Source organism: Mycobacterium sp. 852013-50091_SCH5140682, assembly GCF_001665685.1.
GTDB lineage: Bacteria > Actinomycetota > Actinomycetes > Mycobacteriales > Mycobacteriaceae > Mycobacterium.
On record NZ_LZTB01000058.1, the window covers coordinates 22,641 to 49,499 of the forward strand.

At 64.1% G+C, this 26,859-nt stretch carries 27 protein-coding genes; 19 read left to right on the top strand and 8 right to left on the bottom strand.

Going from position 1 to position 26,859, the window contains the following annotated elements; all coding sequences use genetic code 11:
- The first annotated feature begins 179 nt into the window (after positions 1-179).
- The 17 genes from A5784_RS17890 (at position 180) to A5784_RS17970 (ending at position 16,098) form a co-directional block, all read left to right on the top strand.
- The gene (locus tag A5784_RS17890) at positions 180-764 is read left to right on the top strand and encodes a helical membrane plugin domain-containing protein (protein WP_064946241.1); all 585 of its coding nucleotides are present in this window, start codon (positions 180-182) and stop codon (positions 762-764) included.
- A gap of 76 nt (positions 765-840) precedes the next feature.
- Positions 841-1,812, top strand: coding sequence for an NADH-quinone oxidoreductase subunit B family protein (locus A5784_RS17895; RefSeq protein WP_064946242.1), 972 nt, complete (start codon positions 841-843; stop codon positions 1,810-1,812).
- Between the two features lie 47 nt (positions 1,813-1,859).
- Positions 1,860-3,467, top strand: coding sequence for a nickel-dependent hydrogenase large subunit (locus tag A5784_RS17900; protein ID WP_064946243.1), 1,608 nt, complete (start codon positions 1,860-1,862; stop codon positions 3,465-3,467).
- Positions 3,464-4,321: a hydrogenase maturation protease gene (locus tag A5784_RS17905; RefSeq protein ID WP_082944915.1), complete on the top strand. Its 858-nt coding sequence runs from the start codon at positions 3,464-3,466 to the stop codon at positions 4,319-4,321. Before A5784_RS17900 ends, A5784_RS17905 begins: the two co-directional genes overlap by 4 nt.
- On the top strand, positions 4,318-4,578 hold the full coding sequence (locus A5784_RS17910) for a hypothetical protein (RefSeq protein ID WP_082944916.1): 261 nt from the start codon (positions 4,318-4,320) through the stop codon (positions 4,576-4,578). Before A5784_RS17905 ends, A5784_RS17910 begins: the two co-directional genes overlap by 4 nt.
- Positions 4,571-5,854, top strand: a complete 1,284-nt coding sequence (locus A5784_RS17915) for a hypothetical protein (RefSeq protein ID WP_232006111.1) — start codon at positions 4,571-4,573, stop codon at positions 5,852-5,854. The genes A5784_RS17910 and A5784_RS17915 overlap by 8 nt, the downstream gene beginning before the upstream one ends.
- Complete coding sequence (locus A5784_RS17920) at positions 5,854-6,774, top strand: NifU family protein (RefSeq protein ID WP_064946245.1); 921 nt, start codon at positions 5,854-5,856, stop codon at positions 6,772-6,774. The genes A5784_RS17915 and A5784_RS17920 overlap by 1 nt, the downstream gene beginning before the upstream one ends.
- Positions 6,771-7,949 (top strand): NHL repeat-containing protein, encoded by a 1,179-nt coding sequence (locus tag A5784_RS17925; protein WP_064946246.1) that lies wholly within the window; start codon positions 6,771-6,773, stop codon positions 7,947-7,949. Before A5784_RS17920 ends, A5784_RS17925 begins: the two co-directional genes overlap by 4 nt.
- The gene (gene hypF / locus A5784_RS17930) at positions 7,934-10,339 is read left to right on the top strand and encodes a carbamoyltransferase HypF (protein ID WP_064946247.1); all 2,406 of its coding nucleotides are present in this window, start codon (positions 7,934-7,936) and stop codon (positions 10,337-10,339) included. Before A5784_RS17925 ends, hypF begins: the two co-directional genes overlap by 16 nt.
- The gene (locus tag A5784_RS17935; RefSeq protein WP_064946248.1) at positions 10,330-10,578 is read left to right on the top strand and encodes a HypC/HybG/HupF family hydrogenase formation chaperone; all 249 of its coding nucleotides are present in this window, start codon (positions 10,330-10,332) and stop codon (positions 10,576-10,578) included. The genes hypF and A5784_RS17935 overlap by 10 nt, the downstream gene beginning before the upstream one ends.
- The gene (locus A5784_RS17940; RefSeq protein ID WP_197514789.1) at positions 10,572-11,291 is read left to right on the top strand and encodes a HypC/HybG/HupF family hydrogenase formation chaperone; all 720 of its coding nucleotides are present in this window, start codon (positions 10,572-10,574) and stop codon (positions 11,289-11,291) included. Before A5784_RS17935 ends, A5784_RS17940 begins: the two co-directional genes overlap by 7 nt.
- A gap of 2 nt (positions 11,292-11,293) precedes the next feature.
- On the top strand, positions 11,294-11,959 hold the full coding sequence (locus A5784_RS17945; RefSeq protein ID WP_064946250.1) for a D-sedoheptulose-7-phosphate isomerase: 666 nt from the start codon (positions 11,294-11,296) through the stop codon (positions 11,957-11,959).
- Entirely contained in the window at positions 11,956-13,068 is a 1,113-nt protein-coding gene (gene hypE, locus A5784_RS17950; protein WP_082944917.1) for a hydrogenase expression/formation protein HypE, read from the top strand. The genes A5784_RS17945 and hypE overlap by 4 nt, the downstream gene beginning before the upstream one ends.
- 13 nt (positions 13,069-13,081) lie before the next feature.
- Positions 13,082-13,354, top strand: a complete 273-nt coding sequence (locus tag A5784_RS17955; protein ID WP_064946251.1) for a HypC/HybG/HupF family hydrogenase formation chaperone — start codon at positions 13,082-13,084, stop codon at positions 13,352-13,354.
- A 16-nt stretch (positions 13,355-13,370) separates the two neighbouring features.
- Positions 13,371-14,516, top strand: coding sequence for a hydrogenase formation protein HypD (gene hypD, locus A5784_RS17960; RefSeq protein ID WP_064946252.1), 1,146 nt, complete (start codon positions 13,371-13,373; stop codon positions 14,514-14,516).
- A complete protein-coding gene (locus A5784_RS17965) occupies positions 14,513-15,262 on the top strand; it encodes a DUF6390 family protein (protein ID WP_064946253.1) in 750 nt (249 codons plus the stop codon). Before hypD ends, A5784_RS17965 begins: the two co-directional genes overlap by 4 nt.
- Positions 15,259-16,098 carry a hypothetical protein gene (locus A5784_RS17970; RefSeq protein ID WP_064946254.1) on the top strand — a complete coding sequence of 280 codons (840 nt, stop codon included), beginning with the start codon at positions 15,259-15,261 and terminating at the stop codon, positions 16,096-16,098. Before A5784_RS17965 ends, A5784_RS17970 begins: the two co-directional genes overlap by 4 nt.
- Positions 16,099-16,377: 279 nt before the next feature.
- Here the strand turns inward: A5784_RS17970 and A5784_RS17975 are convergent, their stop codons facing one another.
- Positions 16,378-17,253, bottom strand: coding sequence for a hypothetical protein (locus tag A5784_RS17975; RefSeq protein WP_064946255.1), 876 nt, complete (start codon positions 17,251-17,253; stop codon positions 16,378-16,380).
- A 201-nt stretch (positions 17,254-17,454) separates the two neighbouring features.
- On the opposite strand from A5784_RS17975, the gene A5784_RS17980 reads away from it, so the two are divergent.
- Positions 17,455-18,615: an LLM class flavin-dependent oxidoreductase gene (locus A5784_RS17980; protein WP_064946256.1), complete on the top strand. Its 1,161-nt coding sequence runs from the start codon at positions 17,455-17,457 to the stop codon at positions 18,613-18,615.
- 41 nt (positions 18,616-18,656) lie between these two features.
- Here A5784_RS17980 and A5784_RS17985 read toward each other — a convergent pair whose 3' ends face one another.
- The 3 genes from A5784_RS17985 to A5784_RS39840 form a co-directional block, all read right to left on the bottom strand.
- A complete protein-coding gene (locus A5784_RS17985; protein WP_197514790.1) occupies positions 18,657-20,795 on the bottom strand; it encodes a heavy metal translocating P-type ATPase in 2,139 nt (712 codons plus the stop codon).
- 7 nt (positions 20,796-20,802) lie between these two features.
- On the bottom strand, positions 20,803-21,087 hold the full coding sequence (locus A5784_RS17990; RefSeq protein WP_064946257.1) for a DUF1490 family protein: 285 nt from the start codon (positions 21,085-21,087) through the stop codon (positions 20,803-20,805).
- A 161-nt stretch (positions 21,088-21,248) separates the two neighbouring features.
- Entirely contained in the window at positions 21,249-21,638 is a 390-nt protein-coding gene (locus A5784_RS39840; RefSeq protein WP_082944918.1) for a MerR family transcriptional regulator, read from the bottom strand.
- Between the two features lie 38 nt (positions 21,639-21,676).
- Between A5784_RS39840 and A5784_RS17995 the strand changes: the two genes are divergently transcribed.
- Positions 21,677-22,522 (top strand): alpha/beta fold hydrolase, encoded by an 846-nt coding sequence (locus tag A5784_RS17995; protein WP_082944919.1) that lies wholly within the window; start codon positions 21,677-21,679, stop codon positions 22,520-22,522.
- 44 nt (positions 22,523-22,566) lie between these two features.
- On the opposite strand, the gene A5784_RS18000 is transcribed toward A5784_RS17995, so the two are convergent.
- The 4 genes from A5784_RS18000 to A5784_RS18015 are packed head-to-tail and all read right to left on the bottom strand — an operon-like array spanning position 22,567 to position 26,852.
- Positions 22,567-22,899 carry a 4Fe-4S dicluster domain-containing protein gene (locus A5784_RS18000; protein WP_064946258.1) on the bottom strand — a complete coding sequence of 111 codons (333 nt, stop codon included), beginning with the start codon at positions 22,897-22,899 and terminating at the stop codon, positions 22,567-22,569.
- Positions 22,896-24,479 carry an FAD-dependent oxidoreductase gene (locus A5784_RS18005; protein WP_064946259.1) on the bottom strand — a complete coding sequence of 528 codons (1,584 nt, stop codon included), beginning with the start codon at positions 24,477-24,479 and terminating at the stop codon, positions 22,896-22,898. Before A5784_RS18005 ends, A5784_RS18000 begins: the two co-directional genes overlap by 4 nt.
- Positions 24,472-25,818: an LLM class flavin-dependent oxidoreductase gene (locus A5784_RS18010; RefSeq protein WP_286159435.1), complete on the bottom strand. Its 1,347-nt coding sequence runs from the start codon at positions 25,816-25,818 to the stop codon at positions 24,472-24,474. Before A5784_RS18010 ends, A5784_RS18005 begins: the two co-directional genes overlap by 8 nt.
- Positions 25,815-26,852 carry an ABC transporter substrate-binding protein gene (locus tag A5784_RS18015; RefSeq protein WP_064946260.1) on the bottom strand — a complete coding sequence of 346 codons (1,038 nt, stop codon included), beginning with the start codon at positions 26,850-26,852 and terminating at the stop codon, positions 25,815-25,817. The genes A5784_RS18010 and A5784_RS18015 overlap by 4 nt, the downstream gene beginning before the upstream one ends.
- Positions 26,853-26,859 lie beyond the last annotated feature (7 nt).

Consider the following 26,859-nt stretch of genomic DNA (forward strand, 5'->3'; position numbering starts at 1 on the left):
CAAATCCACAGATTGGTGAAGCGTTCGCTGCAATCATTCAAGACTCCTCATGCCATTGAGCGCATCTGCGACCCCAACTCTGCGCAATTCTGACAGCTGCTGCGCGATATCGATAGGCCCCTGCGGCCACGCGGGGCTAGCGTTTGTGATCACCAACACACCGGCGTAGGAGGCAAGGGGTGGCTGCACATGCTTCGCTCATTGACAGTCGTGAGTCCGAAGACCTCATCGCGGACTCGCCCGGAGATGCCATCATCGCCCGACTCGATGATCCACAGATCGCCACATCGATTTCGCTGATCCTCGACCACGCCGACCTCATCGCCACGATCATCGTCGGCCTCGACGAGCTGGTACGCCGTGCTGAAGTGATTGGGGACAATGTGGCATCAGGTCTCGCCGAGGTACGAGGTCTCGCTGCCGCGAGCAGTGGTACGGCCTCGTGGCCGGCGGTCGACCTGGGCGCTCTGAGCGAGACGGTTGCCCGGTTATCCGCCGCAGTCATCAACGCCGCGCCCGCGTTGGACACACTGCTGCGCTCGCCCCTCACCGACCCAGAGACCGCCGGCGTCCTCGCAGACGCCGGAGAGGCACTGCTCGAAGGAAAACGCGCCGCCGCCACCGATCCCCGCGGCCCCAAGGGAGTTTTCGCCCTGATGCGCGTTACCAAAGACCCCGATGTATCCCGTGGCCTGGGCTTCATGATTCACATCGCGCGCGCTTTCGGAAGGCGATTGGCGCCCCAGGATTCGCCAAGCGTCTGACACCTGTTGCGCCACCCCGACCCTCATCGTCACACGTGTTCTGACAGCCCAAACATAAAGCCCGAGAGGAGTTTTCATGGCGTCTGTGCTCTGGTTTCAAGGAGGAGCGTGCAGCGGCAACACGATGTCGTTCCTGAATGCCGAGGAGCCCAACGTCGTCGACTTGATCGTCGACTTCGGACTCGACCTCCTCTGGCACCCGTCGCTAGGACTTGAGCTCGGAAGCAATGCTCAGAAGGTATTCTGGGACTGCGCACGGGGTGAACGGCCACTGGACATCTTTGTCTTCGAGGGCACCGTGATCGAAGCGCCGAACGGCACTGGCCGAATGGATATGTTTGCCGATCGTCCGATGAAGGACTGGGTCACCGACCTGTGCGACGCCGCGCAGATCGTGGTCGCGATCGGCGATTGTGCATGCTGGGGTGGTATTCCTGCGACTGAACCGAACCCTTCCGCGTCGACCGGACTGCAGTTCCACAAAAGGCGCAAGGGCGGGTTCCTCGGACCCGATTTCCGCTCCAAGATGGGCCTCCCGGTCATCAACGTCCCCGGCTGCCCCGCCCACCCCGACTGGATCACCCAGATCATCGTCGCACTGGCCACCGGCCGTGCTGGTGAGATCACGCTGGACGAATTGCACCGTCCAGAGACGTTCTTCAAGACATTCACGCAAACCGGCTGCACGCGCGTGCAGTTCTTCGAATATAAGCAATCCACGATGTCGTTCGGCGAAGGCACTCGTACGGGCTGTCTGTTCTACGAATTCGGCTGCCGGGGTCCGATGACACATTCGCCGTGCAACCGGATTCTGTGGAACCGCCAGTCTTCGAAGACACGAGCCGGGATGCCCTGCCTTGGTTGCACCGAGCCCGAATTCCCCCATTTCGACCTGGCACCCGGCACGGTGTTCAAGACACAGAAGGTCAGCGGGATGATCCCCAAGGAAGTCCCCGAGGGCAGCGATCACCTCACTTACATGGCTCACGCGGCTGCAGCACGTATCGCAGCCCCTCAATGGGCCAAGGAAGACATGTTCGTCGTGTAACCGCAGCCCTCCAACAGCCCAGCTTCAGCCTTGAAAGGACCTACCGAATGACCACGTTGGACTTGTTCGTCAGCCCACTCGGACGTGTCGAGGGCGACCTCGACGTCCGTGTCACGATCGAGGACGGAGTCGTCACCTCGGCTTGGACCGAGGCAGCGATGTTCCGCGGTTTCGAAATCATTCTGCGAGGCAAGGATCCTCAGGCCGGCTTGGTGGTGACACCGCGAATCTGCGGGATCTGCGGAGGCAGCCATCTGTACAAGTCGGCGTATGCACTGGATACCGCGTGGCGCACTCACGTGCCGCCGAACGCAACGTTGGTGCGAAACATCTGCCAAGCTGCTGAGACCTTGCAGTCGATCCCCCGCTATTTCTACGCACTGTTCGCGATCGACCTCACCAACAAGAACTACGCGAAGTCCAAGCTCTATGCAGAATCTGTACGCCGCTTTGCGCCGTACGTCGGTACCAGTTACCAACCCGGCGTTGTTCTGTCGGCCAAGCCGGTCGAGGTGTACGCCATATTCGGTGGTCAGTGGCCACACTCCAGCTTCATGGTTCCCGGTGGAGTAATGTGCGCGCCAACGCTTTCCGATGTCACGCGCTCTATTGCGATCCTGGAGCACTGGAAGGACAACTGGCTGGAGAAGCAATGGTTGGGCTGCTCCGTCGACCGCTGGCTGGCCAACGAGACGTGGGAAGACGTCCTCGAGTGGGTCGACGAGAACGAGGAGCAACACAACAGCGATTGCGGCTTCTTCATTCGCTTCTGCCTCGATGTCGGGTTGGACAAGTACGGTCAGGGCGTCGGAAATTACATCGCAACCGGTACATACTTCGAACCCTCACTCTACGAAAATCCCACCATCGAAGGGCGTAACGCCGCCCTGATCGGGCGATCCGGGATCTTCGCCGACGGAACCTGGTCTGAGTTCGATCAGGCCCGGGTGCGCGAGGACGTGACGCACTCGTTCTATCAGGGCACCGGAGCTCTGCATCCCTTTGAAGGGGAAACGATTCCGATCGATCCAGAGGAGGGACGAAAGCACGGCAAGTACAGCTGGGCCAAGTCTCCTCGTTACGACGTACCTTCGCTGGGCCACATACCGCTCGAGGCCGGACCACTAGCACGGCGGATGGCCGCAGGTGGGCCCAACGCTGCAGACCATCAAGACAATGACCCGCTGTTCGTCGATCTTTACAACAAAATCGGTCCGAGTGTGTTCGTGCGCCAACTGGCCCGTATGCATGAAGCACCGAAGTACTACAAGTGGACGCGGGAATGGCTCAACCGGCTCGACCTGAAAGAGAGCTTCTACACGAAACCTACCGAGCACGCCGAAGGTAAAGGCTTCGGCTCTACCGAGGCTGCCCGGGGATCGCTGTCGGATTGGATCGTCATCGAAGACAACAAGATCAAGAACTATCAGGTCGTGACGCCCACCGCATGGAACATCGGACCCCGTGACGGCGCACAAGTACTCGGGCCGATCGAGAAAGCACTTGTCGGGTCGCCGATCGTCGATCCCGAGGATCCTGTCGAGCTGGGGCACGTCGCCCGCAGCTTTGACTCCTGCCTGGTGTGCACCGTCCATGCCTACGACGGCAAGACGGGCCGCGAGCTCTCCAAATTCGTCATCAACGGAATGGTGTGATTCCGACGTCAGCCAACCCCGGCAGCACGGCGCAACCCGAGGGGGCCTACCCAGCCCTGGATCCCCCGGGTTGCGCCGTGCTCGTCGTCGGGTGCGGCAATCTGCTGCGCGGCGATGACGGGGTGGGGCCAATCCTGGTGCGCCACCTATGGGAACGGGGCGTGCCCGAAGGCCTCCGTCTCGTCGACGGTGGAACCGCAGGCATGGACGTGGCATTCCAAATGCGCGGGGTCGACCGAGTCGTGATCGTCGATGCGTCGGCAACCGGAGTCTCACCCGGGACGGTATACAGGGTTCCCGGTTCCGAACTGGCGGAGCTGCCTCCGTTGGAAGGGCTCCATACCCACTCGTTCCGTTGGGACCATGCGATCGCCTTCGCGCAGTGGGCATTAGGCGACGCCTGCCCGTCCGATATCACGGTTTTCCTCATCGAGGCCGCGAACGTGGCCATGGGCGCCGACTTGTCACCTGAGGTAGCCAGTGCGATGGAGCAGGTGATCGATCTCGTTGAAGCCGAGTACATTGCGCCGCTCCGCCCGCCGGAACCGACCGAAGCCCGTGACCTCACCGTTCAGTTCACGGAGGACGGTTACCTGCGTTTGACCGCGGCTGCAGCGGCAGCACACTTCCCCGCACACGTTGCGGTCGGCGCGATCCGTGACGGCCAGCTGTGGCTGCTGCCACTGCGGGGCCCACGCAACGGCGGGTTGTTGCTCAAGCAGCGCACCGCGGCAGGCGATCGCGCCGTTCTCGTCCGCGAGTTGCTCAATGACGTCATCCTGGTCGGAGAGCGCCGCGCGTTCTGGGATGCCGAGCATGGCGCGCTTCGGATTCCGTTGGAGCAACAGAAGTGACGATTGTGACCGAGCAACCCGACGCCCGCCGGAGAACGCAGCGACCACAGCTGAGCTCGGCCGACGAGGCCCTGAGCGTGGACACTGTGGTGTTCGAAGAACGCGGACGGTGGGCAGTCGACATCGTGGTCGTGTTCGCCGATGGCATCGTGCGCAAGCGGATCGACACTCATCCGACCCAGGCCCGCGCAGAGCTGTCCGCGCGGATGATCAAACGGGCCGCCGAACGTGACATCAGAGGACCGCTCAATGGCTGACGCAATGACCACGACAACCACTGTTGCCAGCCAAGGCCCGGTCGACGTTCGCCGGCTGCCGTCGCGGCCACAGCCATTGGGTCTGTTCCCGCTGCCGTTGGGCTACATGCTCATTCCTGCCGGCCCAGATACCGACGCGGCGCGCGCGGAATTGTTGGCGGGGCGACTGCCCGAAAACTGGCCGGCTAGTTTGCGTTCCCATGAGCTGGCCGCAGCGGGCCAGCGCGATGCCGCCATCGCAGCACTGGATACCAGCGACCCCGTTTCGTGTTACAACCGCTTTGTGCTCGATCCGGACGGAGTCGACACAGATTCCCTTCGTGCGCAACTGGGTGAATACGCCGCGCTCGTCGACGTCGTGCTGTTTACGTTGGGCCGCACCGATACTCCGCCACGCAGCGGCTCGGCGTGCGCAGAGATGGCGGCGGTGTTATTGTCCGCGCAAGCTGGTCACGCCCTCGCCGACGGTAAAGCCGATGCCGCAATCGAGTTGCTCATGCAGGCCGCCGATGCCGTCCGCCCCGTCTCGCCACCGATATCCGGAACGCTTTGGGGCGCAGCGGGTTCGATCGGTCGTGATACCGGCCGTGCCGATTCCGAGGAGCTACTCCGGAAGGCGCTCGCCGCGCTGGACGGCGCAGACGGATTGCATGTCGCCCGCGCCGAGATCCATTTGTGCCTGGCCGGTCTCTTGCATGAGCGTGCACAAAATCAACCAGAGCTGCTCGTCAGCGCCATCCCGCACTATCACTCGACGCTGCAGTTGATCAGCCGCACCGACGCGGCCCTGTCATGGGCTGCGGCGCATGCCGGTTTGGCCACGGCGTACCTGACGATGCCAATGGTCGAGGCATCGAGCCAATTGCGACTCGGCGTGGCAGCCCAGTCGCTACGCTCTGCCTTGCAGGTGTACACGCGTGAGGAGTATCCGCAGGAATGGGCAAGCATGCAGCTGAACCTCGCCAATTCCCTCGTCTACACGCCGTCACGCCACCACAGAGACAACCTGGTCGAGGCCGTCGAGATCTACGAAGCTGTGCTGCAAACGCGTGATCGCAATACCGATCCCCTCGGCCGGGCGCGGGTACTGTCCAATCAAGGCAACGTGCTCGCACACCTCGGAGTCTTTGATGACGCCAAGGCCAAGCTCTACGAGGCACGATTCTTATTCGAAGAGCTCGACGACGTCGACTCAGTAAGGTCCGTCCGCGGAGTACTCGACGAAATCGCCCGCCAACGTGTTCTTTCCAATACCGACGAAGCTGGGAAGCCGTGATGTCCGCAGCCATATCCGATGTTTCATCGCGACGACCTTCGGCCGAATCCCTTTCTGCCCCCGGCTTCGAGGACCTCGCCAGGCGAGTCGACGAGGCCGTCGTGGCGCTCCAAACGCTCGACCCTTCGGCCCGCGCTGTGGCCGAGGAACTGAAGGCAGCGATCGAAGACGTCCACCGGGCCGCCCTCGTCACGATTGTGCGGCGCCTCCGCGCGGACGAGTCGACCCGCCCAGTGCTGTTCGAACTGGTCGACGATCCCGTCGTGCACCTGCTGCTAGGCCTGCACGGAATCATTCGTCCCGATCCGGCAACCCTCGCCGCCCGGGCACTGGACGCGGTACGGCCGCAACTGCACGGCCACGGCGGCGATGTCAGCCTGGTGCGCATCGAGGATGGCATCGCGTATGTCCGGCTGCAGGGCGCCTGTAACGGGTGTTCCATGTCGTCGGTCACCTTGCGGAATCTTGTTGAAAAGGCGCTTGTCGATGCCGTCGCCACCATCATCGGAGTCGAGGTGCTGCCCAATGAGCCTGAGCAGAACCTTATTTCGACCGAGTCCCTGCTGGCCGGACGCCATCCGGCGGAAGAGGGCTGGGCACAGGCCGGACCGGTCGCCGCGGTGCCAGACGACGAACTCGTGGCACTCCAACTGACCGCACCAAACTCCGGCCGTAAGGTGCCTGTACTGATCGTCAAGCTCGGGAGGCAATTGACGGCCTATGTCAACGAGTGTGCCCACGAAGCCTTGCCCTTGGACAACGCCGTTCTCGACAGCTCCAATGGCACACTCACCTGCCCCTGGCACGGATTCTGCTATGACGCCGGATCCGGGGAGTGCCTGACTGCTCCGGCCGCGCAGCTCGAGCAGCTTCCGCTGCGGGTCGACCACGGTCAGATCTGGGTTCGGGTCGGGCCATGACACGACTGACCGTGCGGACCAGCCTGCTGCCCCGCGAAGCACGTTCTGACACCGCCGGCGGTGTCCAGGGCTCCGGCGGCTGGATTCCCGATGTCTGGCTCGGCGCACCTGCCCCGGGAGGGCTCGCATTACCCTCTGCCATACCAACATTGGCGTGGATGTACTCTCCGCGAGGAGTGTTCTTCGACGATCGGTACCTCGTAGTGGCCGACTCCGGCAATCATCGCGTGCTCATCTGGCACGGTGTGCCCACGTCCGACGAGCAGCCCGCTGACGTCGTGCTCGGTCAGGTCGACGGCACCACTGAAGGACGCGCGTCGGCCGGCCTCGGTCCAGAGAACGGCATGAACCTGCCCACAGGTGTCCTCGTGCACGACGGTCATCTCATCGTCGCCGACGCCTGGCATCACCGCATTCTGATCTGGAACACGGTCCCAGCGGCCAGCTCGACACCGCCCGATATCGTGCTAGGGCAACCTGATAGCTCCTCGGTCGAACCCAACGGCGGGCGCGAATGTTCCGCGTCGACGTTGTACTGGCCATTCGGTGTCGCTGTAGTCGGGTCGGTGTTCTGGGTCGCCGATACCGGCAATCGGCGCGTGCTCGGCTGGCACGGCGGCTTGCCGACACCAGGCCGGCCGGCTGATGTGGTGCTCGGCCAACCTGATGGTTCTCACCGCGAAGAGAATCGTGGGCAATCCGTGGGGCCGGCCACTTTCCGATGGCCTCACAGCATCACAGGCTGCGAGGATATGGTGCTGGTCGCCGACGCGGGCGATCACCGGGTGCTGGGCTGGTCGCCACTGCCGACCACCGATCTGCCGGCCAACCGACTGCTCGGCCAGGCTGATTTCCTCAGCGCGCGCGAATGGCCGTACGGGCCGCAATGCGGGGACAGGTTTCGATTTCCGTATGCGGTCGCGATGTTCGGCGAGCAGCTGGCAGTCGCAGATACCGCCAACAACCGCATATTGCTGTGGGACCGCGTTCCGAACGACAGCCGCCCAGCCGACCACGTACTCGGTCAGCCGACATTCGAAGCCAACGGTGAAAACCGTTGGAGCGCCGTCACTCACGATTCGCTATGCTGGCCGTACGGGATCTGGCTGCATGGCGATCGTCTGGCAGTCGCCGACTCGGGCAACAACCGCGTCGTCATATGGCGGCGACCATGATCCCCGCGCCGACGCCGGCCGCACACGCTACGCTGCGACGCCGCCGCTTCACGGTGACCGGCGTGGTGCAGGGCGTCGGATTCAGGCCGTACGTCCATCGACTGGCCACCGGCATGGGCCTTGCGGGATTTGTGGGCAATGACTCGGCCGCCGTGTTCATCGAGGTGCAAGGCGCAGCTGCGGCGGTCGTCGAATTCGGACACCGACTCAGATCCGAGGCACCACCATTGGCATCTGTCAGCGATGTATCGTGGACAGAACTCGCTGCGCATCCAGAGGGCGACAACGATTTTCACATCGTCACCAGTAGCACCTCCGGCTCCGCTCCCACGCCCATTCCGCCTGACATCGCCGTATGTGACGCGTGCGTAGCCGAGCTCTTCGATCCGTCTGACAGGCGATACCGCCATCCGTTCATCACCTGTACCGACTGCGGCCCGCGGTTCACCATCATCCGGGCACTCCCCTACGACCGTCCGGCAACCACGATGGCACATTTCCCCATGTGCGACCGCTGCAGTGTCGAGTACCACGATCCAGACGATCGGCGATTTCACGCACAGCCCATCGCATGCCCCAACTGCGGACCGGCGATCCGCCTGGTCGGCAAAGGAGTCCTGATCGAGGATACCGACCTCGTGCTGACCGCGACCCAGGATGCCCTGGCCGGCGGTAGCGTTGTCGGCATCAAAGGCATCGGCGGATACCACCTGGCCTGTGCCCCGCACAACAGTGCCGCGGTTAGCCGGCTACGTCAGCGGAAAGCCCGGCACGGCAAGGCCTTCGCCGTCATGGTCCGAGATCTCGACGTCGCCCGCCGCTACGCCGAGGTTGACGCGGCCGAGGCCGCGGTGCTGACCGGCCCGGCACGGCCCGTGGTGCTGCTACGACGCCGAAGCGATGCGCCGGTCGCAGCGGAAGTGGCTCCCGACAATCCGTTGATCGGACTGATGCTGCCTTACTCGCCTCTTCACCATCTGCTGCTGGCGGCTGTACCGGATTCGACGATGCCCCCTCCTGAGGCAATCGTACTGACCAGCGCGAACCACTCGGACGAACCCATCTGCTACACCGATGAGGATGCGGCCAAACGGGTCCCAGCACTGGCCGACGTTGTGCTCGACCACAACCGGCCGATTCATGTCCCCTGTGACGATTCCGTGGTTCGCGTTCTCGGTCAAGGGGACCTCGCACGCGAGCTGCCGATCCGCCGGTCCCGTGGTTATGTGCCGTTACCCGTCGATCTCGCTATCGAGAGCCCACGCGTCCTTGCGGTCGGCGGCGAACTCAAGAACACGTTCTGCCTGACCGATGGCCGACTAGCCTACTGCTCGGCGCACATGGGCGATATGGGCAGCGTCGCAACACTGAAGGCGTTCACCCACTCAGTGCGCGAATTATGCGATATGCGTGGGAAGCCCGCACGCGTCGCCGCCGATCTGCACCCGCGCTATGTAACGCGGGGCTGGGCCGAGCACAACGCCGGTGACCGGCCGCTCGACCTCGTCCAGCACCATCACGCCCACGTCGTCTCATTGCTGGCGGAACACGGCATGCTCGGTGAACCCATCATCGGGGTCGCCTTCGACGGAACCGGCTACGGCTGTGACGACACCGTCTGGGGCGGCGAAATCCTGCGCCTCGGGCGGGACAGTCATCATTTCACCAGGGCAGGCCATCTCGCGGCAGTGCCCCTGGCAGGCGGCGACGCCGCGGTGCGCAACCCATGGCGGATGGCGCTGGCTCATCTGTGGCACGCTCGGGTGCCGTGGACAGCCGATCTGGCTCCGGTGGACGCCGCCAGCGCGGCTGAACTGCACCTCCTGCGAACACAATTCGCCACCGGTCGAGGTTGCGTTCCCACCACCAGTATGGGGCGCCTGTTCGACGCGGTGGCCTCTCTGCTCGGTATCCGCCAAAGCATCACCTACGAAGGACAGGCGGCGATCGAACTGGAAGTACTGGCGACATCGGTCGGCTCCAGTCAACGCCGAGTGCCACTACACATGACCGTGGGTGCCGACGGGATCATGGATCCGGCACCGATGTTCACCGCGTTGGTCGCCGCCCTGCGCGAAGGCTACGCCCCGGGGTGTCTGGCGGCTGCCTTCCATCATGCGGTAGCGGTTGCCGTGGCCGACACCGTCAGCGCGGTGGCCGGCGACACCACGACTGTAGGGCTGACCGGAGGGGTGTTTCAGAACGTGTTGCTGGCGAGGCAATGTCAGCATGTTCTCGAGGATGCCGGCTTCACCGTACTCACACATCGCGTCGTTCCACCCAACGACGGTGGATTGGCGCTCGGGCAAGCTGCAATATCGGCCCTGACGTCGTTGGCGGAATCCGATGAGGCCGGAAACACGAGCGGAAGGACCACGCAATGTGTTTAGGAATCCCCGGCAGAATCACCGAAATCTGGGATGAACCCGACGGCGGACGATTCGCAAAGGTGCTGTTCGGCGAGCAGGTCAAGACCGCCTGTCTGGCCTATCTGCCCGATCTGGCCGTCGGTGACTACACCATCCTCCACGCCGGCTTCGCACTCACCCGCATCGACGAACAGTCTGCGCAGGTAACGCTCACCACGATGCGGGAGTACGGCGTTTTCGGTGCCGAGGCCGCATCGTGACGGCACCGGCACAAACCAGAATCACCCGGGAGCTCGCGGCTGATCTCGCCGGCGCAGCGTTGTCTCTGGCGCGGCGCTTTTCGGCCGGGGCGACGATGTGGTGCATCGCACCTGCCTTCGCGCCGCATGCCCAGCACATCTCGGTGGAGTTCGTCCATCCCGTGATCGTCGGCAAGCGCGCACTCCCTGCCGTCGCTCTGACCGGGCCAGAGCTGACGGGCCAGGTCCGGGTGTCGGCCCGCGCCGGGGACGTGGTCATCGCGGTCGCGGGCAGTACCGAACCACAGGTACTCGACGTCATGCGGCGTGCCCGCGCTTGGGGCGTCACCACAGTGTGGATCGGCAACGGACGCCCGCCGCCAATCGGAGCCGCCGATCATGTGCTCTGGCTTGACGATCCGGACCCTCGCCTCCCCGCGACCGGCGACTTCGTGTTGATGTACCACCTGCTGTGGGAGCTGACCCACGTGTGCTTCGAGCACCCGGGCCTCCTGACTGCGCGCGCCCAGGATTGCACCGACGAGGTGTGCATCACCTGCAGCGACGAAGGTCGCCTCGCCGAGGTCATTGTCGCCAGGCCAGATGGAACAGCAATGGTACGCACCGCAGCTGGCGTTGAGCCCGTTGTCACCGCCCTGACTGGTGCTCTGGTCCCCGGTGACTTGATTCTCGTCCATGCCGGAATGGCGATCAGCAAGGTGAGCGAACAGTGAGTATGCAAGATCAACACCGCCTCGACGCTGCAACCAGCTTCCTTTATCCGTTCATCGACGGCGATGAGCACGACACCGGTGCGCTCATCGCCGATCTGACGGAGTCCGCGCTCGCGAAAGCGGTTGAGAGTACAGTGCTACGCCGATCAACGCTGGAGTCCTGCGCACCGCTCATCAGATTCGCGGGCCACGAGCTCGCACGGCGGTTTATCGCAGGCGGTCGACTTTTCACGTTCGGCAATGGTGGAAGTTCCACCGACGCAGCGACTCTGGCGGCACTATTCGCAAGTCCACCGACAGCCGAAGCGCTACCGGCATGGTCGCTGACAGCCGATCAGGCGGTCCTGACCGCGCTGGGCAACGACGTCGGATTCGATCTGATTTTCGCCAGGCAGCTCATTGCCCGGGCTCGCCCCGGCGATATCGCTGTGGCGATGTCCACCAGCGGCAACTCAGCCGACCTGCTCATCGCCCTGCGGGAAGCACACTCGCACGGCGTGTACACGATCGGCTTTACCGGTTACGACGGAGGGGCGTTCGCCGACAACCCTGATGTAGACATATGCCTTGTCGTTCGGTCGCAAAGTGTGCACCGGATACAGGAAGCTCAAGCCGTCTTGGGGTACGAGCTATGGGCCGCGGTGCAAGCAGAAAAGGCAGCACAATGACAGACCACGTGACCGAATACCTGGCCTCCGGACCGTCTTTTCGCGAAGGTGAGGTCATCGAACGCATCGAATCATTCCGACAGCGCCGACCACGGCTACGCGATACCGTCGTGACGCTCGCCCATGGCGCCGGCGGCAAAGCCTCCGCGGCACTGGTGGACGCGGTCTTCGTCGACGCGTTTCGAAATCCATATCTCGACGCACTCGGCGACGGGGCCGTCATCTCCTTGCCAGATGGCCAGAAGATTGCCATGTCCACCGATTCGTTTGTCGTGCAGCCGCTGCGGTTCCCGGGTGGCTCGATCGGCCATCTTGCCGTCCATGGAACCTTGAATGATCTCGCAATGGCAGGCGCGGTGCCGTCGTGGCTCACCGCGGCGTTCGTGATCGAAGAAGGATTTCCGATTGACGAGTTGCGCGCGATTGTCGCTGATATGGCCACGGCCGCACAGGATGCGGACGTCCAGATCGTCACCGGCGATACAAAGGTGGTCCCCAAAGGTGCGGCGGACGGCATGTTCATCACTACTGCCGGAGCCGGACTGGTGCCGGCAGGTCGAGTGCTCTCGCCGCAGAACGTACGTCCCGGCGACAGGGTCATGGTTTCCGGAACGATCGGCGACCACGGTATGGCGGTGATGCTGGCCCGCGGCGACCTCGCGATCGAGGCAGATGTCCGTTCAGACACCGCTGCGGTCAGCGCATTGGTGGAGCGACTGCTAGACGCGGCTCCCTCGACCAGGTGGCTACGGGATCCCACCCGAGGCGGTGTGGGCACTGTCTGCAACGAGCTCGCGCAGGCCTGCGGGCTCGCTGTGGTTCTGGAGGAGAGCCGTTTGCCCCTCCGACCCGACGTCGCGGGTGCATGCGAAATGCTCGGAATCGACCCGCTTTACGTCGCCAACGAGGGAAAGTTCCTCGCGGTCGTGGATCCCGCAGAAGCAGAGGCTGCACTCGCCGCGCTTCGCTCGCATCCCGACGGTCAGAACGCCGAGGAAATCGGGCACATCACCGACGAACCGGCTGCCACCGTCGTTGTGCGCACGGGGTTCGGGGGAACCCGCATCGTGGACATGCTCGTCGGCGACCCTCTACCCCGCATCTGCTGAGGAAGGACTCCTTATGTGCCTCGGAATTCCCGGGCGGATCGTCGAGATCACCGACGCCTCCAATTGTCTTGCCAAAGTCGATGTCAGCGGCGTACGCCGCATCATCAGCATCCGGCTGCTCGAGAAGGACATGCCAGAGCCTGATGACTGGGTTCTCGTGCATGTGGGCTTCGCGATGGCCAAGATCGATGAGACAGAAGCACTGATGACGTTGGCGGCGGTCAAGCGCCTAGGCGAAGCCTATTCAGATGAGTTGCAGGCGTTCGACAACTCGTCGATCATCTGAGGAGGGAGAAGCAGCGATGCGATTTGTGGACGAATTTCGCGACCCGGCAGCAGCCCGAAAGCTCCTCGGGGCTATCAGCGGTCTCGCGCAGGCGAGTGCAGTGGGCGAGCATTTCAAGTTCATGGAAGTGTGTGGCGGGCATACTCATACGATTTATCGCCACGGAATCGAACATCTGCTGCCCGACAATGTCGAACTCGTACACGGACCGGGCTGCCCGGTGTGCGTGATCCCGATGGGGCGCGTCGATGATGCGATCTGGTTGTCTCGCCAGGAGGACGTCATCTTCACATGCTTCGGTGACATGATGCGGGTCCCGGGATCCAACGGCAGCTTACTCGATGCCAAAGCCCGTGGCGCCGACGTGCGGTTCGTCTACTCCCCTCTCGACGCGCTCAAGATCGCGGTCGACAATCCTGAGAAGCAGACCGTCTTCTTTGCAATCGGTTTCGAGACCACTGCACCATCGACAGCCGTCACGCTGGTGCGTGCACGTGAACTCGGTGTCCAGAACTTCACCGTCTTCTGCAACCATGTCACGATCGTGCCGCCGATCAAGGCAATTCTGGAATCGCCCGATCTCCGGTTGTCCGGATTCCTCGGGCCCGGGCATGTATCCACCGTCGTAGGCAACCGCCCCTATCGGTTCGTGCCTGCTGTGTACGGCAAGCCCCTGGTTGTAGCGGGCTTTGAACCATTGGACATCCTCGCCTCGATAGCCATGTTGCTCAGGCAAATTCGCGAAGGCCGCTGCGAGGTGGAGAACCAATATTCGCGAGTCGTTCATGAGGAAGGCAATCCTGCCGCGCTGGCACTGATGGCGGAGGTGTTCGCGCTGCGCCCCCACTTCGAGTGGCGCGGGTTGGGATTCATCTCGCAGAGTGCGTTGCGGCTTCGCGACGAGTTTGTGGACTTCGACGCCGAGCAGCGTTTCGCGATGCCGGGCATCCGCGTGGCCGACCCGAAAGCATGTCAGTGCGGCGAGGTTCTCAAGGGCGTACTCAAACCATGGGAATGCAAGGTTTTCGGCACGGCCTGCACACCAGAGACACCCATCGGCACCTGCATGGTTTCGCCCGAGGGTGCCTGCGCGGCGTACTACAACTTCGGTAGGCTGCATCGCGATGCCGCGACCATGATAGGTCAAGGCGCCCCGCTGTGACCGCCGCAGACCTCACCAACACTCGCGGTGCTGAGATGTTCGCACGATACGCCCACGCCCCCAACCAACTTGGATATTGCGGGCCTCAACAATTTGAGCTCTCCGAACGCGGCCGTGACGAAATAGAAGACGCGGCCAGGCAGTTCACCGGCGCCTGGCCGTACCTTGAAGTCATGTCGACGATGACGGGAATACCTGATCGGCTTGACTATCGCCTCGTCGAATCGTATTGGCTGGGTGGCGGTATCGGTGCAGAACTGGACGCTCACGCGTTCGCTGACGCGCTCCTGAAGTTCATCGCTCCCCAAGCCGGTCACTACTGGGCGCATCTCAATGCCGAACTGGCCGGCGAGGCCGCGCCAAATCACTGTTTCCACGTATTCGGGGTGTACCCGTGGTCCCGCCTCCTCGGCGCAGGTGCTGTTGAGTACCCGCTGTTTGTCCTGGACAGTTGCCGGATCTCGTGGGGAACGGTGTTGTCGACAGACAGGGTCACCGCGATCGTGTCCACGCAACCGTTGTCCTGGCAGCCACAGAAGCTGTCGCTGTCTCCGCCGCAGACGCGCCGGGTGGACATGAGCACCGACGCCACGAGGGGCCTCACCGTTGCCCCGGGTGATCTCGTGGCGGTGCACTGGGGCAGGATATGTGATCGACTCACCCCTCGACAGGTGGCCAGACTGAAGGACAGCATGGACCGACAGTTGCAGGCCACCAATCGACGCCTTGGTGCGCAGGCATCATGAGACCTCGAATCATTCAGGCCGAAGGTCAAATCGGCTTTTACTGGACTACCCCGGACGGGGTCGTCACAACCCTGCCCGACCTCGTGAGCGGTGATGATGAACCTGACCGGCTGGTGCGCACGCATCTGGAGGCTTTAGACGACGCGTTGATCATCGCCGGCGCACAGTTCGGAGATCTTCTGGGCGGTGGCAGACGCCCGAACTCCGCCGAACGCGACGACTTGATTGTGCTGCACCGTGGTCTCGATATGTTAATCCGGGACTATGCACTCGCTGCCGAGAAAACCAAAATAGTCTTCGATGTGCGTGCAGGCCAGATCGTAGGCACCGCAGCACTGTTCGCGATTTTGGCCCGATTTCCCGTCGATTTGTTGGGCCCGGCGCCGTTCGACGGCCAACTCGATGAACCTCCCGTCGGGGTCCTCAGTGGACACGGGCAGATGGTTCTGGTCGACGCGGACAAACCGTGGAAGGGCGGGCGGTGGATACTCAAAGCCGAATCGGGGCAGAGATATCCACTGACGCTGTCGACCATGCTGTTCGACAGTTCGGGGGTGAACAAAGATGCTGCCCGGCGGGAACACCGCGAGGCGATCGAGGCCTGCGTCGCTGCCGCGGACTCGGACGATGCCGATCCGTTGACCGTCGGCTGTGCGCTGGATTGGCTGCTCTATGATTGGTTGATGGCGCACCGCGACAACCCCGACAGTGCTGCGATCCAGATTCCCAAGGGACACGAATCCGACGCCGAAATGATCGTGCGCGCCGCCCACGCGTCAGTGCGTGCACGTGCGAAGTTCGATCCACATCTGGGTAACACCTTGTGGACCAGCTAGTTCCATGCAACCTTGGTAACGACTCTCGCATGGTTCTTGGCCGGGCGCACCGTCGGCCAAGAGCAAATCGACGGAACCCGCGCGATCGGTAGCGTCGTGTACGTCGACGTCTTTCGGATGGGGAGCGTGAGAAATTCCATCATCGGAAAACCTCGACCCTGACCTCGGCAAGGACGCCCCTAAACTCTTAACTGCGAAAGCCAGGTATGTCTCGCCGCGCTTCTCGGACGTAATCGCGCCTCTATGTCGAGCGGTGAGGGTCTTTACGTAGATCGAGTACTACTTCGAAATCGCCTCTCCCCATACAGCACCCGCCAGCTTCGTGGTGGTGTTGGTGACGGTGCACCAGCCGTTGTTGGGGTCATCGGGATTGGCGGCATTATTGATCGGACACGGGCCGTTGAGGGTAACTGCGTCGCCTTTCTTGAGTATCCCGATCACGGTGCCACTGCCGCCCGGTGTGTCATACAGATCCACATCAGAGGTCGCGGTGTGGCCCGACGGAGGAGTCGGTGGTAGATCGAGCGTCGAGCCCTGGATCGGCGTCAGGACCGGGTCAGGGACCGGTGCGCAGGTGCCACCGTCCGGAACGGTCGGAGTCGGCGAGCCGGCCGGGCACTCGACCGGCTGTGGTGGCGTATAGGTGACGTCCGCATACGGCGTGCACCAGTCACCTTCGAAGTCCTTCTTGCGGCAGGCCTGTGTCGCGAACGTGAACGGCGAGTTCGGGTCGGCGTTGATGTTCCAGCTGACAGCCTGACCATCATTAACGCAGTGGAAGGGGTATTCGTCTTGGTGCCCCCTGATCATCACGTGGAGGGCGTCGACGACGTAACCGCCGTGCACCCGAGGGCAGGCCCAAGGCAGCGCCACGCATTGCACGTGTGTGCCGTGATCCCATGGCATGCAGGCGATTTCGAGCCCGTTGCTCAGCGGAACAAGCGGAGTTGGATCTGCGCTCGCAGCGGGAGCGACGAGCATCGCCGCCGCCCCGCACAGTGAGGTAGCTGTGGCAACGGCGGCGGAACGGGTGAGGGCAGATGCGCGGATTTTGATGTGTCTCGACTGCACGTCAGCATGTGCGCCCTTCTCGACGGCAACAGACAGCTCCGCCCGAAGCGCTTCGATAGTCTCTCCCAGCGGCACCTCAGCCATGTCACCTCCACCGTGCGGTGTTTTCCCAACGCAATTGTCGAAGGCCGACAAAACTCGGACGAGAGTAATCGACTACTCGAATTGGATGGTCTGGGTGAACACCCGGCCTGATACTTGGCACGTACACCATCGAGTACCTAGTGCGCTGTCCATGCTCGAAGGTGCCCAGTTCAGCGGCGCACAGGGAAAGGACAAAGACCTATGGGACGACGGTCGAATTCGAAGATCCGGTTCGGGGTCGGTGTGTTCGACCAGATCGTCAATGCGCGGCCATGGTCGACGGCGCCGTTGCGGGCAAACTATCTTGGCGCGGTGGCCGCAGGAGCCGACTCGTTTTGGGTCGGCGATCATCTGAACTCGTTGTTCCCGCGTTCGATCGGCACGCGCCGCTACGTCGGTGCAGCGCGTCTGGTCCCGAAGGTCGACGCGATCCTCGAACCCTGGACCGTCCTTGGACATCTCGCGGCGCGCAATCGGATCGGGCGCCTGCGGCTGGGAGTCAGCGTCACCGACGCCGGTCGCCGAAACCCCGCGGTCACTGCGCAGGCGGCTGCGACGCTGCATCTGCTCACCGGCGGACGGGCGATCCTGGGAATCGGAACGGGCGAGCGTGAGGGCAACGAACCCTACGGCGTGGAGTGGTCCAAGCCGGTAACACGGTTGGAAGAAGCCCTTGCCACCATCCGCGCCCTCTGGAACTCCGGCGGCGAACTGATCTCTCGTGAATCGCCGTACTTCCCGCTGCACGATGCCGTCTTCGACTTGCCTCCGCACAAAGGGAAATGGCCCGAAATCTGGGTCGCTTCACACGGCCCGCGCATGCTCAGAATCACCGGCCGCTATGCCGACGCCTGGATACCAGCGCTGATCGCCCCCGCCGATTACGCCGCCGGATTGGATGCAGTGCGAAGCGCCGCCTCCGATGCCGGCCGCGATCCCATGTCGATCAAAGGGGCCTGGCAAGGATTCGCTGTCGTCGGCCGCAACCGCGACGACGTCGAAGAGGCGCTGAACAGCGACGCCATCAAGTCCACTGCACTGCTGGCCCCAGCAGCGTGGTGGGAGCGCCACGGCGTTTCACATCCGCTGGGCCTTGCCGGCGGGGCAACAGACATCATGCCCCAATTGATCGATGAACAAACCGCACTCTCTTACACCCGCCAAGTCCCCCAATCATTGCTCAGAGAGGGTTTACTGACCGGCACTCCCAACGACATCATCGAACAGGCCGCCGAATGGCGAGACCAGGGCGTCCGCCACATCACTCTGGGAAACGTCAGCACGTTACAGCCGAACTTGCGCAAGGGACTCGCGTCGACTCTGCCGTTCCTCCAGGCGATCCGTGGACTGAAGCGCCTCTGAGCAAAGCAGGCACCCCCAACCTGCGAACCGTCTAGGTCGGCTCAGCTAGTCAGTTCGTAGCGAATCAGCCTGGCACTGTTGGCTACCACCGCGACCGATGACGCGTTGTGCAGCACCGCGGCGAGCACCGGCGACAACGCCCCTCCGGCGCCGATCACCAGACCGATCGCGTTGACCGCGATGGACATCGCGTAGTTCTGCTGGATCACGTCGACCGCCCGCCCTCCGAGCGCCCGCACGTCGAGCAACCGGCGCAGGTCATCACTGGCCAGTGCGACGTCAGCCGTTTCGACGGCGACGTCGGTACCGCCCAGGCCCATCGCGATGCCGATGTCGGCGGCCGCCAGTGCCGGCGCGTCGTTGACACCGTCGCCGACCATCGCGACCGTGTGCCCCTGCTGGCGCAGTGAGCGGACCAGTTCGAGCTTGTCGTCGGGCATAACCTCCGCACGCCACTCCGTGATGCCCAGTTCGGCCGCGACCGCGGCAGCCGCGGCCGGGTGGTCGCCGGTGATCATCACAATGCGTCGCACCCCGCCCGCCCGCAGCCGCTGCAGCACCGCAGCGGCCTCCGGACGCACCTCGTCGCGCAGGCCGATGAGTCCCACGAGCTTGCCGTCCACCGCGAGGAGCAGCGGCGTCTCGGCGCGCCCTCGAAGCTCGTCGACCCACTCCGACGCCCGCTTGGTGATCCGGACCTTGTCCTGGCGCAGCAACGATGGGCTGCCCAACAGGATGGTCCGCCCATCGGCCCGGGTGCGCATGCCCAGGCCGACGAGCACCTCGCACTCCTCGTGTGGCGGGATCTCGATATGCCGTTCCCTCGTGGACCGGATCACCGCCTCAGCCAACGGATGACGGGCGTGGATCTCCGAACTGGCCGCATAGGCGAGCACGTGCTCGGGTTCCCAACCTTTGGCGAAGGCAACAACATTGGTCACGATCGGCCGCCCCACCGTCAAGGTTCCGGTCTTGTCGAACACCACCGCGTCGACCCGGCCGGCCAACTCGAGGTGAGAACCGCCCTTGACCAGGATGCCCCGGCGGGCGCCGTTACCGATCGCGGCGCTGATGGCGGTCGGTGTCGCCAGACCGACCGCGCACGGGCACGCGACGAGCAGCATCGTCATCGCCCGGCGCACATCCCTGGTGACCACCAGCGTGGCGGCCGAGAGCAGGAACGACGCCGGGACAAACCGCCGGGAAAAGGTCTCCCCGACCGTCTGGATGGGCGCGCGGTCCTGCTGCGCCTCCTCAACCCTCGCCACGATCCGACCGATCGTGGTGTGCGCGCCGACGGCCTCGGCAGTGACGACCAACCTGCCGCGAACGACAACCGATCCGGCGTAAACCCGGGCACCGGGCTTCACCGCGACCGGCAGGTTCTCGCCCGTGATGGCCGACTGGTCGACGATCGCCTCACCGTCCTTGACGGTTCCGTCGACGGCGAGGGCGACCTGCTCATGCACGATCACGTCATCGCCGACCTGCAGATGCTCGACGCCCACTTGGACCTCGGTGCCGTCGGGCAGGAGAACCCAGGCCGTGTCCGCGGTGCCCTGGAGCAGGTTCGCGATGGCGCGACGCGTCCGGCGCAGAGTCAGATCCTGTAGATACTCGCCGATATTGAGCAGCCATAGCACCGTGAGGGCCACCACGTTCTCGCGCAGCGCCAGGCTGGCGATCGTGGCCGCGGACACCAGCACATCGGTGCCCGCCGACCGGCCGCCCGCCACGGTCCTCACGGCGCCCCGCAGGAACGGGTAGCCGGTCGCGATAGTCACACCGGTCGCGATCGTCCGGGTGGTCGGGCCCAGCAGCGGCGGACGGGCGAACGCATACCGACGAATGCCCAACAGCGCCAACGCTATTGCGCCGATGGTCATACGCAGGATGTCACCGTTGCGGATGTCCGCCGACCGCGGGGCACGGGCCGGAACCAGATTCCGCGCAACGTCGGCCGCCGCGGTGATCGCCGCGATGACCGCGTCCCGGTCACAGCGTTTGGGCGAATACCAGACCACCACCGACGCCGTACGCGGGTACGCGTGCACTGCACGCACGCCGGGCACCTGGTCGACGGAATCCTCGATGGCAACGGCGCGGACAGCGTCCGACCGTAGCCACGGTGCCTGCACGCGCATCCGTCCGGCGGCGTCGGACACGACGGTCAGTGCCACCACGGCGTCAGTGATCGTGCGAGTGTTCGGCGTCCGCGACGGCCGGCGGGGCAACCTCTTCACCGATGCGTTCACGCGCCTCGGCCATCACGTCGGCAGCCTTCAGACGCGCCGCCTCTGCGCTTTCCTCGGCCTTGCGCGCCCCGCGCAACGCCCACGCTGTTGTCGTGACGGCGGCTTCTCGAATGGGCGCCTTCGCGACGGCCTTGCGCACAACCTCGTATGCAGCAACGCCCACCGCCCCGGTGACCACCGCGCTCGACGCCTTCACCAGCAAGCCATGCAGAACCATTCGGCGAGCGTAGCGTCGATCTATCCACATTGGGAGTTAACAGGTTTCACATGCAACAATTCGCACACGACCGTAAGAAACCAGGAACGCCGACCGGAACAGCCCTAGACCGTGATTCGCCTTTTCGCCTGAATATCTAGCGGTCGGGCCGGGCGGGAGAGCTAGCGGCTCTGGGAGTACGAACTGCAGCTAGGGCATCGTTCCATGAGTGAATGCCTGCATCCCACAACATGATCAAGGAACCGCCGGGTCAGACGGAGCTGGCGTTCCTGGGCCCGCAGCCGCTGCATCTCCTCGGTGATGATCTGCGCACGCCCGGGCCAACGACGGTCGAGCAGTGAAGCGATGACCGGCAGCGAAAGCCCGGCATGGCGACAGTGGGCGATGATGCGGGCTCGGGTCGCCTGCTCGGTGTCGTAGTCACGGTATCCATTTGCCGAGCGTGACGGATGCAAGAGACCCACGTCCTCCCAGTGGCGTAGGACGTGCGCCTCAAGATGCAGGCTGTTCGCCAGGTCGCTGATCCTCACTGGGGCATCGTGACTCGACACTAGCCTTCAGGTCAACCTGAATGTTTAGGCTGCAAGGCATGACGAATTCGGACCGCGACGTGAACTGGCAGCAGACCACTCTGACTGACGGCCGCGTGGCGGCCTGGCACCGCCGCGGATCGGGTGCCCCTGTGGTCCTGTGCCACGGGACCCCATGGTCCTCGGTCGTCTGGCACCAGGTTGCCGCCGAGCTTGAGCACAGTCGAACCGTCTATCTGTGGGATATGCCCGGATTCGGCCGCTCAAGCATGACCGGCGGACAGGACGTCTCCATCGCAGCGCAGATCCGCGCACTCGTCGAGCTTCTCGATGTGTGGAACCTGGACCGTCCCGCCGTGATCGCACACGATATTGGCGGCGCGGTCGCTCTTGGCGCACACCTGCTCCACCGCCGTTGTATGCAGACACTTGTGCTCATCGACATCGTCACGCTGCGCCCCTGGGGCTCACCGTTTTTCCGGCTGGTCCACGACCACGCCGACGTCTTCACGCAACTACCCCCAGCTCTGCACGAGGCGCTGGTGCGCGCCTACATCTCGGGTGCCAGCTATCACGAGGTCGACACCGCAACTCAGGAGGCACTGTTGGCACCGTGGCTCTCGGCCGAGGGACAACAGGCTTTCTACGCCCAGATTGCCCAGTGCAGCACCCACGACACTGACCCGATCGTTGATCGGCTCCCCGAGGTCACGACTTCGACGACGATCCTCTGGGGCAGTGAAGACTCCTGGATACCGGCAGAGCAGGCGTCGCGACTAGCGGCTGCGATCCCGCACGCGCACGTCACCCTGATCCCCGGGGCCGGCCACCTTGTCCACTACGACGCTCCCAGACCGCTGGCGCATCATCTGCGCGCGGCACTCGCCGCACACTCAGACGGGTGAATGACGCGACCACCTGGTTAGGGGCAGGCCGGCACTTGTAGCGGTCACCCCGGAAACGGCGGTCCGACCGCTGTGCGCGCGCCGAGCGACCTGCCCCCTCCCCAACCCAGTTCGCGGCGGTATCCGCCGAGCAAGCCGGACGCCGCCAGCGCGGCGGCGTCTCGGAACGGGGAGTCGGCGGGTGCTGGTGCCACCAGCGGAGCGACGAACAGCGCGTCGGTCGGGCAGTATGCCTCGCACTGAAAACACGTCTGGCAGCTGTCGTGTCGAGCGATCACCGGGATTCCGTCCGCGCCACGGTCGAACACGCGCGTCGGGCATACGTCGATGCAGCGATCGCACGCGATGCACCGGCCCTCGTCGACGATCTCGATCACGCTGCCTGTCCCCCGGCCGATGCCATCGGTTCGGGCCGGGTCCAGATGTCGTCGAGCCCGCCGATGATGAGCCGGTGGTGCTGGGCCGCGTCTTCGGCGGGATGGTCCAATCGTTTGTGCATGCCGCGGGTTTCGGTGCGCTTCAGCGCCGCGTGGTACATCCACCTCGCGTGCGCGACCATCGCCGCCGCTTCCCGTGCCCGGAAGCTGTCTTCGCCGGCGCCTGTGAGCCCGTCCCGGATTGCCGACCACGTCAGGTGCAGGGATTCCAGTGCCGGTGCCATGCGGTCGGCATGACGCAGATAGTTCAGGTCATATGGAAGGACCTGTCGCTGCACCTCTGCCACGACCTCGCGGTGATCGAGGTCGGCTCTCCAGGCGGGCCGCAAGCCTGCCTGTCCGGTGGGGCGCAGCGCGGTGCCTGGTCGTCCGCGACGGGCGGCGAACGCTGCTGCACCTTGCCCGGCCCAACTTCCCGAGGACGCCGCCCATGCCGCGTTGTGGCTTCCGCCGCCGGTGAATCCACCGCAGATGAGCTCGCGCGTCGCGGTGTCGCCCGCCACGAACAGGCCGGGCACATCGCTGGAGCAGTCGTAGTCTGCGACGCGGACACCGCCGGTGCCACGCACCGTACCTTCGGCGAGCAGAGTGATCTCGAAATAGTCGGTGAAGGGATTGATGCCCATCCGGTCGAAAACGATGAAGAAGTTGGGCTGCCCCTTGCGCATGGCGAGCTGCTCGGCCTCGGTGGCGCGATCGATCCTGGCGTATACCAGTTCCGACAGTAGGGTTTTGGCGATCACCGATCGACCTGTGGTGCTGCCCGCCCCCTCCAGCACGGTCTTGTCGGCGCGGTAGAAGGTCGCCCAGGAGTAGTACGCGGTCTTGGTCAGGGACGTGCCCTTGACGGCGATGGCGTAGGCGTTGGAGAACTCCATGCCCGACAGCACTGCGCCTGCCTCGACCGCCATCAGAGCACCGTCGCCGGTGTCGACATCACAGCCCATGGTCTTGGACTGGAAAGCGCACCCGCCGGCGGCGAGAACTACGGCTGCGGCCTCGATGCGGACCGTTCTGCCCGATTGGCGGTGCACGGCGATGGCGCCTGACACCACACCGTCGTCGTCGACGAGGAGTTCCAGCGCCGGCGTGTGATCGAGGATGCGAACGCCGAGGCGCTGCACCCGGGTGCGCTGGCGTCGCATGTACTCGGGTCCCTGCAGATCGTCACGGAGCGAACGGCCTGCCGAATCCACCGGGAAGGGATAGCGTTGCACATCGGCGAGCTCGTCCATGCGGGCATGCGTCTCGTCCAGAACCCTTGCCATCCAACCGCGATCAGCCAGATGACCGCCAAGGGCTTCGCGGCCGGCCATCGCGGCCTCGCGCAACTCGGGCGCGTCATGGACGTACCACACACCGGTCCCGACCGACGCGGTCGCGCCGCTGGCCCCGGTATAGCCCTTGTCGACCAGTACGACGCCGACGCCGGCCTGCGCTGCTTTGATCGCCGCCCATGTCCCCGCAGGCCCGCCGCCGACGACCAGGACATCGGTCGTGACCGTGTCAACGTCAGCCATCACGGCGGAACTGGTTGACGGGCAACGGCAAACCGTAGTGCTCGCGCAAGGTGGTGCCTCGGTAGTCCTCCCGGAACAGGCCTTTGTGCCGCAGGATCGGCAGGACCTGGTCGATGAACGTCTCGAGGCCGGACGGCAGTGCAGGCGCCATGATGTTGAACCCGTCAGCGGCGCCGCCCTCGAACCAGGCCACGATCGTGTCAACGGCCTGATCCGGTGTCCCGATGAAGGTAAAGTGCCCGCGACCGCCACCGAGCCGTGACAGGATCTGGCGCACCGTCAGATTCTCGCGCTGGGCCAGTTCGATGATCAGATCTGAACGGCTCTGCGAGCCTTGCAGTTTCGGTCGCGCAAGAATGTGGTCGGGCAGCGGCTTGTCCAGTTCGAACACCGAGGGGTCGGTTTCGAAGTTCCACGCCAGCTGCCTCAGGCCGTACTCGGGCACCCTCAGATCATCGAATTGCCGTGCCAATTCGAGCGCTTCGGCTTCGGTCGAACCGATGAACGGCACGATCCCCGGTAGCACCAGCACACCGTCGGGGTCACGGCCTGCCGCCGCGGTGCGCGCTTTGATGTCACCGTAGAAGTCCACGGCACGTTCGTAGGTCTGATGCGCGGTAAAGATCGCCTCGGCGTGACGGGCGGCGAAGCCCTTACCGTCCTCCGACGACCCGGCCTGTACCAGCACGGGATAGCCCTGCGGCGGTCGCTGCACGTTCAGCGGACCGGCCACCTTGAAGAAGGCACCCTGGTGATCGATGGTGTGCAAGCGGTCCGGATCCGCGTAGCGGCCCGATGCTTTGTCGGCAACGACGGCCTCGGATTCCCAGCTGTCCCAGAGCTGTTTGGCGACGTCGAGGAATTCGTCGGCACGCGCGTAACGCTGCGCGTGGCTCGGGCGGTCCTCGAGGCCGAAGTTGGCCGCCTCGTCAGCGCCCGCCGACGTGACGATGTTCCAGCCCGCCCGGCCGCCACTGACGTGATCCACCGACGCCAACCGCCGTGCCAGGTTGTAGGGATCGTTGTACGTCGACGACACCGTCGCGACCAGACCGATGCGGCTGGTGTGCTGAGACAAAGCCGTCAGCAGGGTCAGCGGTTCGAGCTGGCCCGGTGGCCGGAACTCGCCGGTACCGGTCAGCGCGGGGCCGTCCGCGAGGAACAGCGAGTCGAACTTCGCCTCCTCGGCACGGCGGGCCAGATCGATCCAGTGCGGCAGATCGAAGTCGGCCCGCGCATTGCTCTCGGGTAGTCGCCAGGCCGCCTCGTGGTGGCCCGCCTCCATCACGAAGGCATTGAGATGCAGTTCGCGCCGCTCGGCGCCGGCCGCGCCGGTCACGACAGCCTCGTGCTGTCGAAGCCTTCGGGAAGAAGGTTGTCAGTGATGGTGGTGACATCAACCTTCTTCTTGATCTCACCAGCGTCGAAGAACGCGTCGCTGAGCGCCTGTTGCGCCTTGACGTCGTCCGGCAACACCTGAGTGACCTTGAACGGGTAGGAATCGACGGTGGTCCTCGCGTCATCGAGGGGCACGCCGGTCTCCTTCGCGATGGCTTTGGCGTATTCATCGGGATGCTGTTGTGCCCAATTGAATATCCGCGCGACGCGGGTGAGCACGTCGGCGAGCGCCGCACGCCGCACCGGATCCCCCAGCGACTTGTCTGTGGCGACGTAGTAGTTGTTGACCTGGTCGATCGGCGGAACACCCTTGGCAATGACTGTTGCTCCATCCTTGATCGCGATGGCAGACTGGGGATTCCAGATCGACCAGGCATCAACCTTGCCGGTGTTGAAGGCCGACGCACCTGCCGCCGGGCTCAGGTAGACCAGCTCGACGTCCTTGTGTGTCAGACCGACGCTTTTGAGTGCCAGCAACGCGAGACCATGTGCTGAACTGCCTTGCGGGATGGCGAGTTTCTTGCCCTTGAGATCAGCGAGCGTATGAATCGGCGAGCCCTTCGGCACGATGATGTTCTCGGCGGCCTTGGTCTGGTCGGCGCCGCGCTGGACGGCGACGATCTTGAAGCCGTACTGCTGGGCCGCCCCGGTGATCGGGGGCACATCGCCGACATAGCCCAGGTCGATGTCGCCGGTGGCGGTTGCCTGCACCAGCGGGGGCCCGAAGTCGAAGCGTGCGAACTTGACTTTGTACGGCGCGTCGTCGAATGCGCCCGTCACTTTCGCCAGCTCTTCGCTGCCATCGCCACCGTTGTCGCCGAGCGTGAACGTGAACTGACTCCAGTCGGGGTGCTCATTCGCTGCAGAAGTACCAGCCAGAGGAGTCTTGTCGTGCGACGAGGAGCATGCGCCGAGCACGCTGGCCGCGGTGAGCAACACCGCGGCGCCGAACGTTCGAAAAGATTTGCCAGACACAGGCTCT

What these genes read in the sequence shown, in the direction of transcription:
- A5784_RS17995 (WP_082944919.1), top strand. Translation starts at nt 21,677, where the DNA reads ATGACGAATTCGGACCGCGACGTGAACTGGCAGCAGACCACTCTGACT.
- hypE (WP_082944917.1), top strand. Translation starts at nt 11,956, where the DNA reads ATGACAGACCACGTGACCGAATACCTGGCCTCCGGACCGTCTTTTCGC.
- A5784_RS17895 (WP_064946242.1), top strand. Translation starts at nt 841, where the DNA reads ATGGCGTCTGTGCTCTGGTTTCAAGGAGGAGCGTGCAGCGGCAACACG.
- A5784_RS18005 (WP_064946259.1), bottom strand. Translation starts at nt 24,479, where the DNA reads ATGGCTGACGTTGACACGGTCACGACCGATGTCCTGGTCGTCGGCGGC.
- A5784_RS17920 (WP_064946245.1), top strand. Translation starts at nt 5,854, where the DNA reads ATGTCCGCAGCCATATCCGATGTTTCATCGCGACGACCTTCGGCCGAA.
- A5784_RS17915 (WP_232006111.1), top strand. Translation starts at nt 4,571, where the DNA reads ATGGCTGACGCAATGACCACGACAACCACTGTTGCCAGCCAAGGCCCG.
- A5784_RS17945 (WP_064946250.1), top strand. Translation starts at nt 11,294, where the DNA reads ATGCAAGATCAACACCGCCTCGACGCTGCAACCAGCTTCCTTTATCCG.
- A5784_RS17980 (WP_064946256.1), top strand. Translation starts at nt 17,455, where the DNA reads ATGGGACGACGGTCGAATTCGAAGATCCGGTTCGGGGTCGGTGTGTTC.
- hypF (WP_064946247.1), top strand. Translation starts at nt 7,934, where the DNA reads ATGGCGGCGACCATGATCCCCGCGCCGACGCCGGCCGCACACGCTACG.
- hypD (WP_064946252.1), top strand. Translation starts at nt 13,371, where the DNA reads ATGCGATTTGTGGACGAATTTCGCGACCCGGCAGCAGCCCGAAAGCTC.
- A5784_RS17955 (WP_064946251.1), top strand. Translation starts at nt 13,082, where the DNA reads ATGTGCCTCGGAATTCCCGGGCGGATCGTCGAGATCACCGACGCCTCC.
- A5784_RS17975 (WP_064946255.1), bottom strand. Translation starts at nt 17,253, where the DNA reads ATGGCTGAGGTGCCGCTGGGAGAGACTATCGAAGCGCTTCGGGCGGAG.
- A5784_RS17990 (WP_064946257.1), bottom strand. Translation starts at nt 21,087, where the DNA reads ATGGTTCTGCATGGCTTGCTGGTGAAGGCGTCGAGCGCGGTGGTCACC.
- A5784_RS17970 (WP_064946254.1), top strand. Translation starts at nt 15,259, where the DNA reads ATGAGACCTCGAATCATTCAGGCCGAAGGTCAAATCGGCTTTTACTGG.
- A5784_RS17925 (WP_064946246.1), top strand. Translation starts at nt 6,771, where the DNA reads ATGACACGACTGACCGTGCGGACCAGCCTGCTGCCCCGCGAAGCACGT.
- A5784_RS17900 (WP_064946243.1), top strand. Translation starts at nt 1,860, where the DNA reads ATGACCACGTTGGACTTGTTCGTCAGCCCACTCGGACGTGTCGAGGGC.
- A5784_RS17935 (WP_064946248.1), top strand. Translation starts at nt 10,330, where the DNA reads ATGTGTTTAGGAATCCCCGGCAGAATCACCGAAATCTGGGATGAACCC.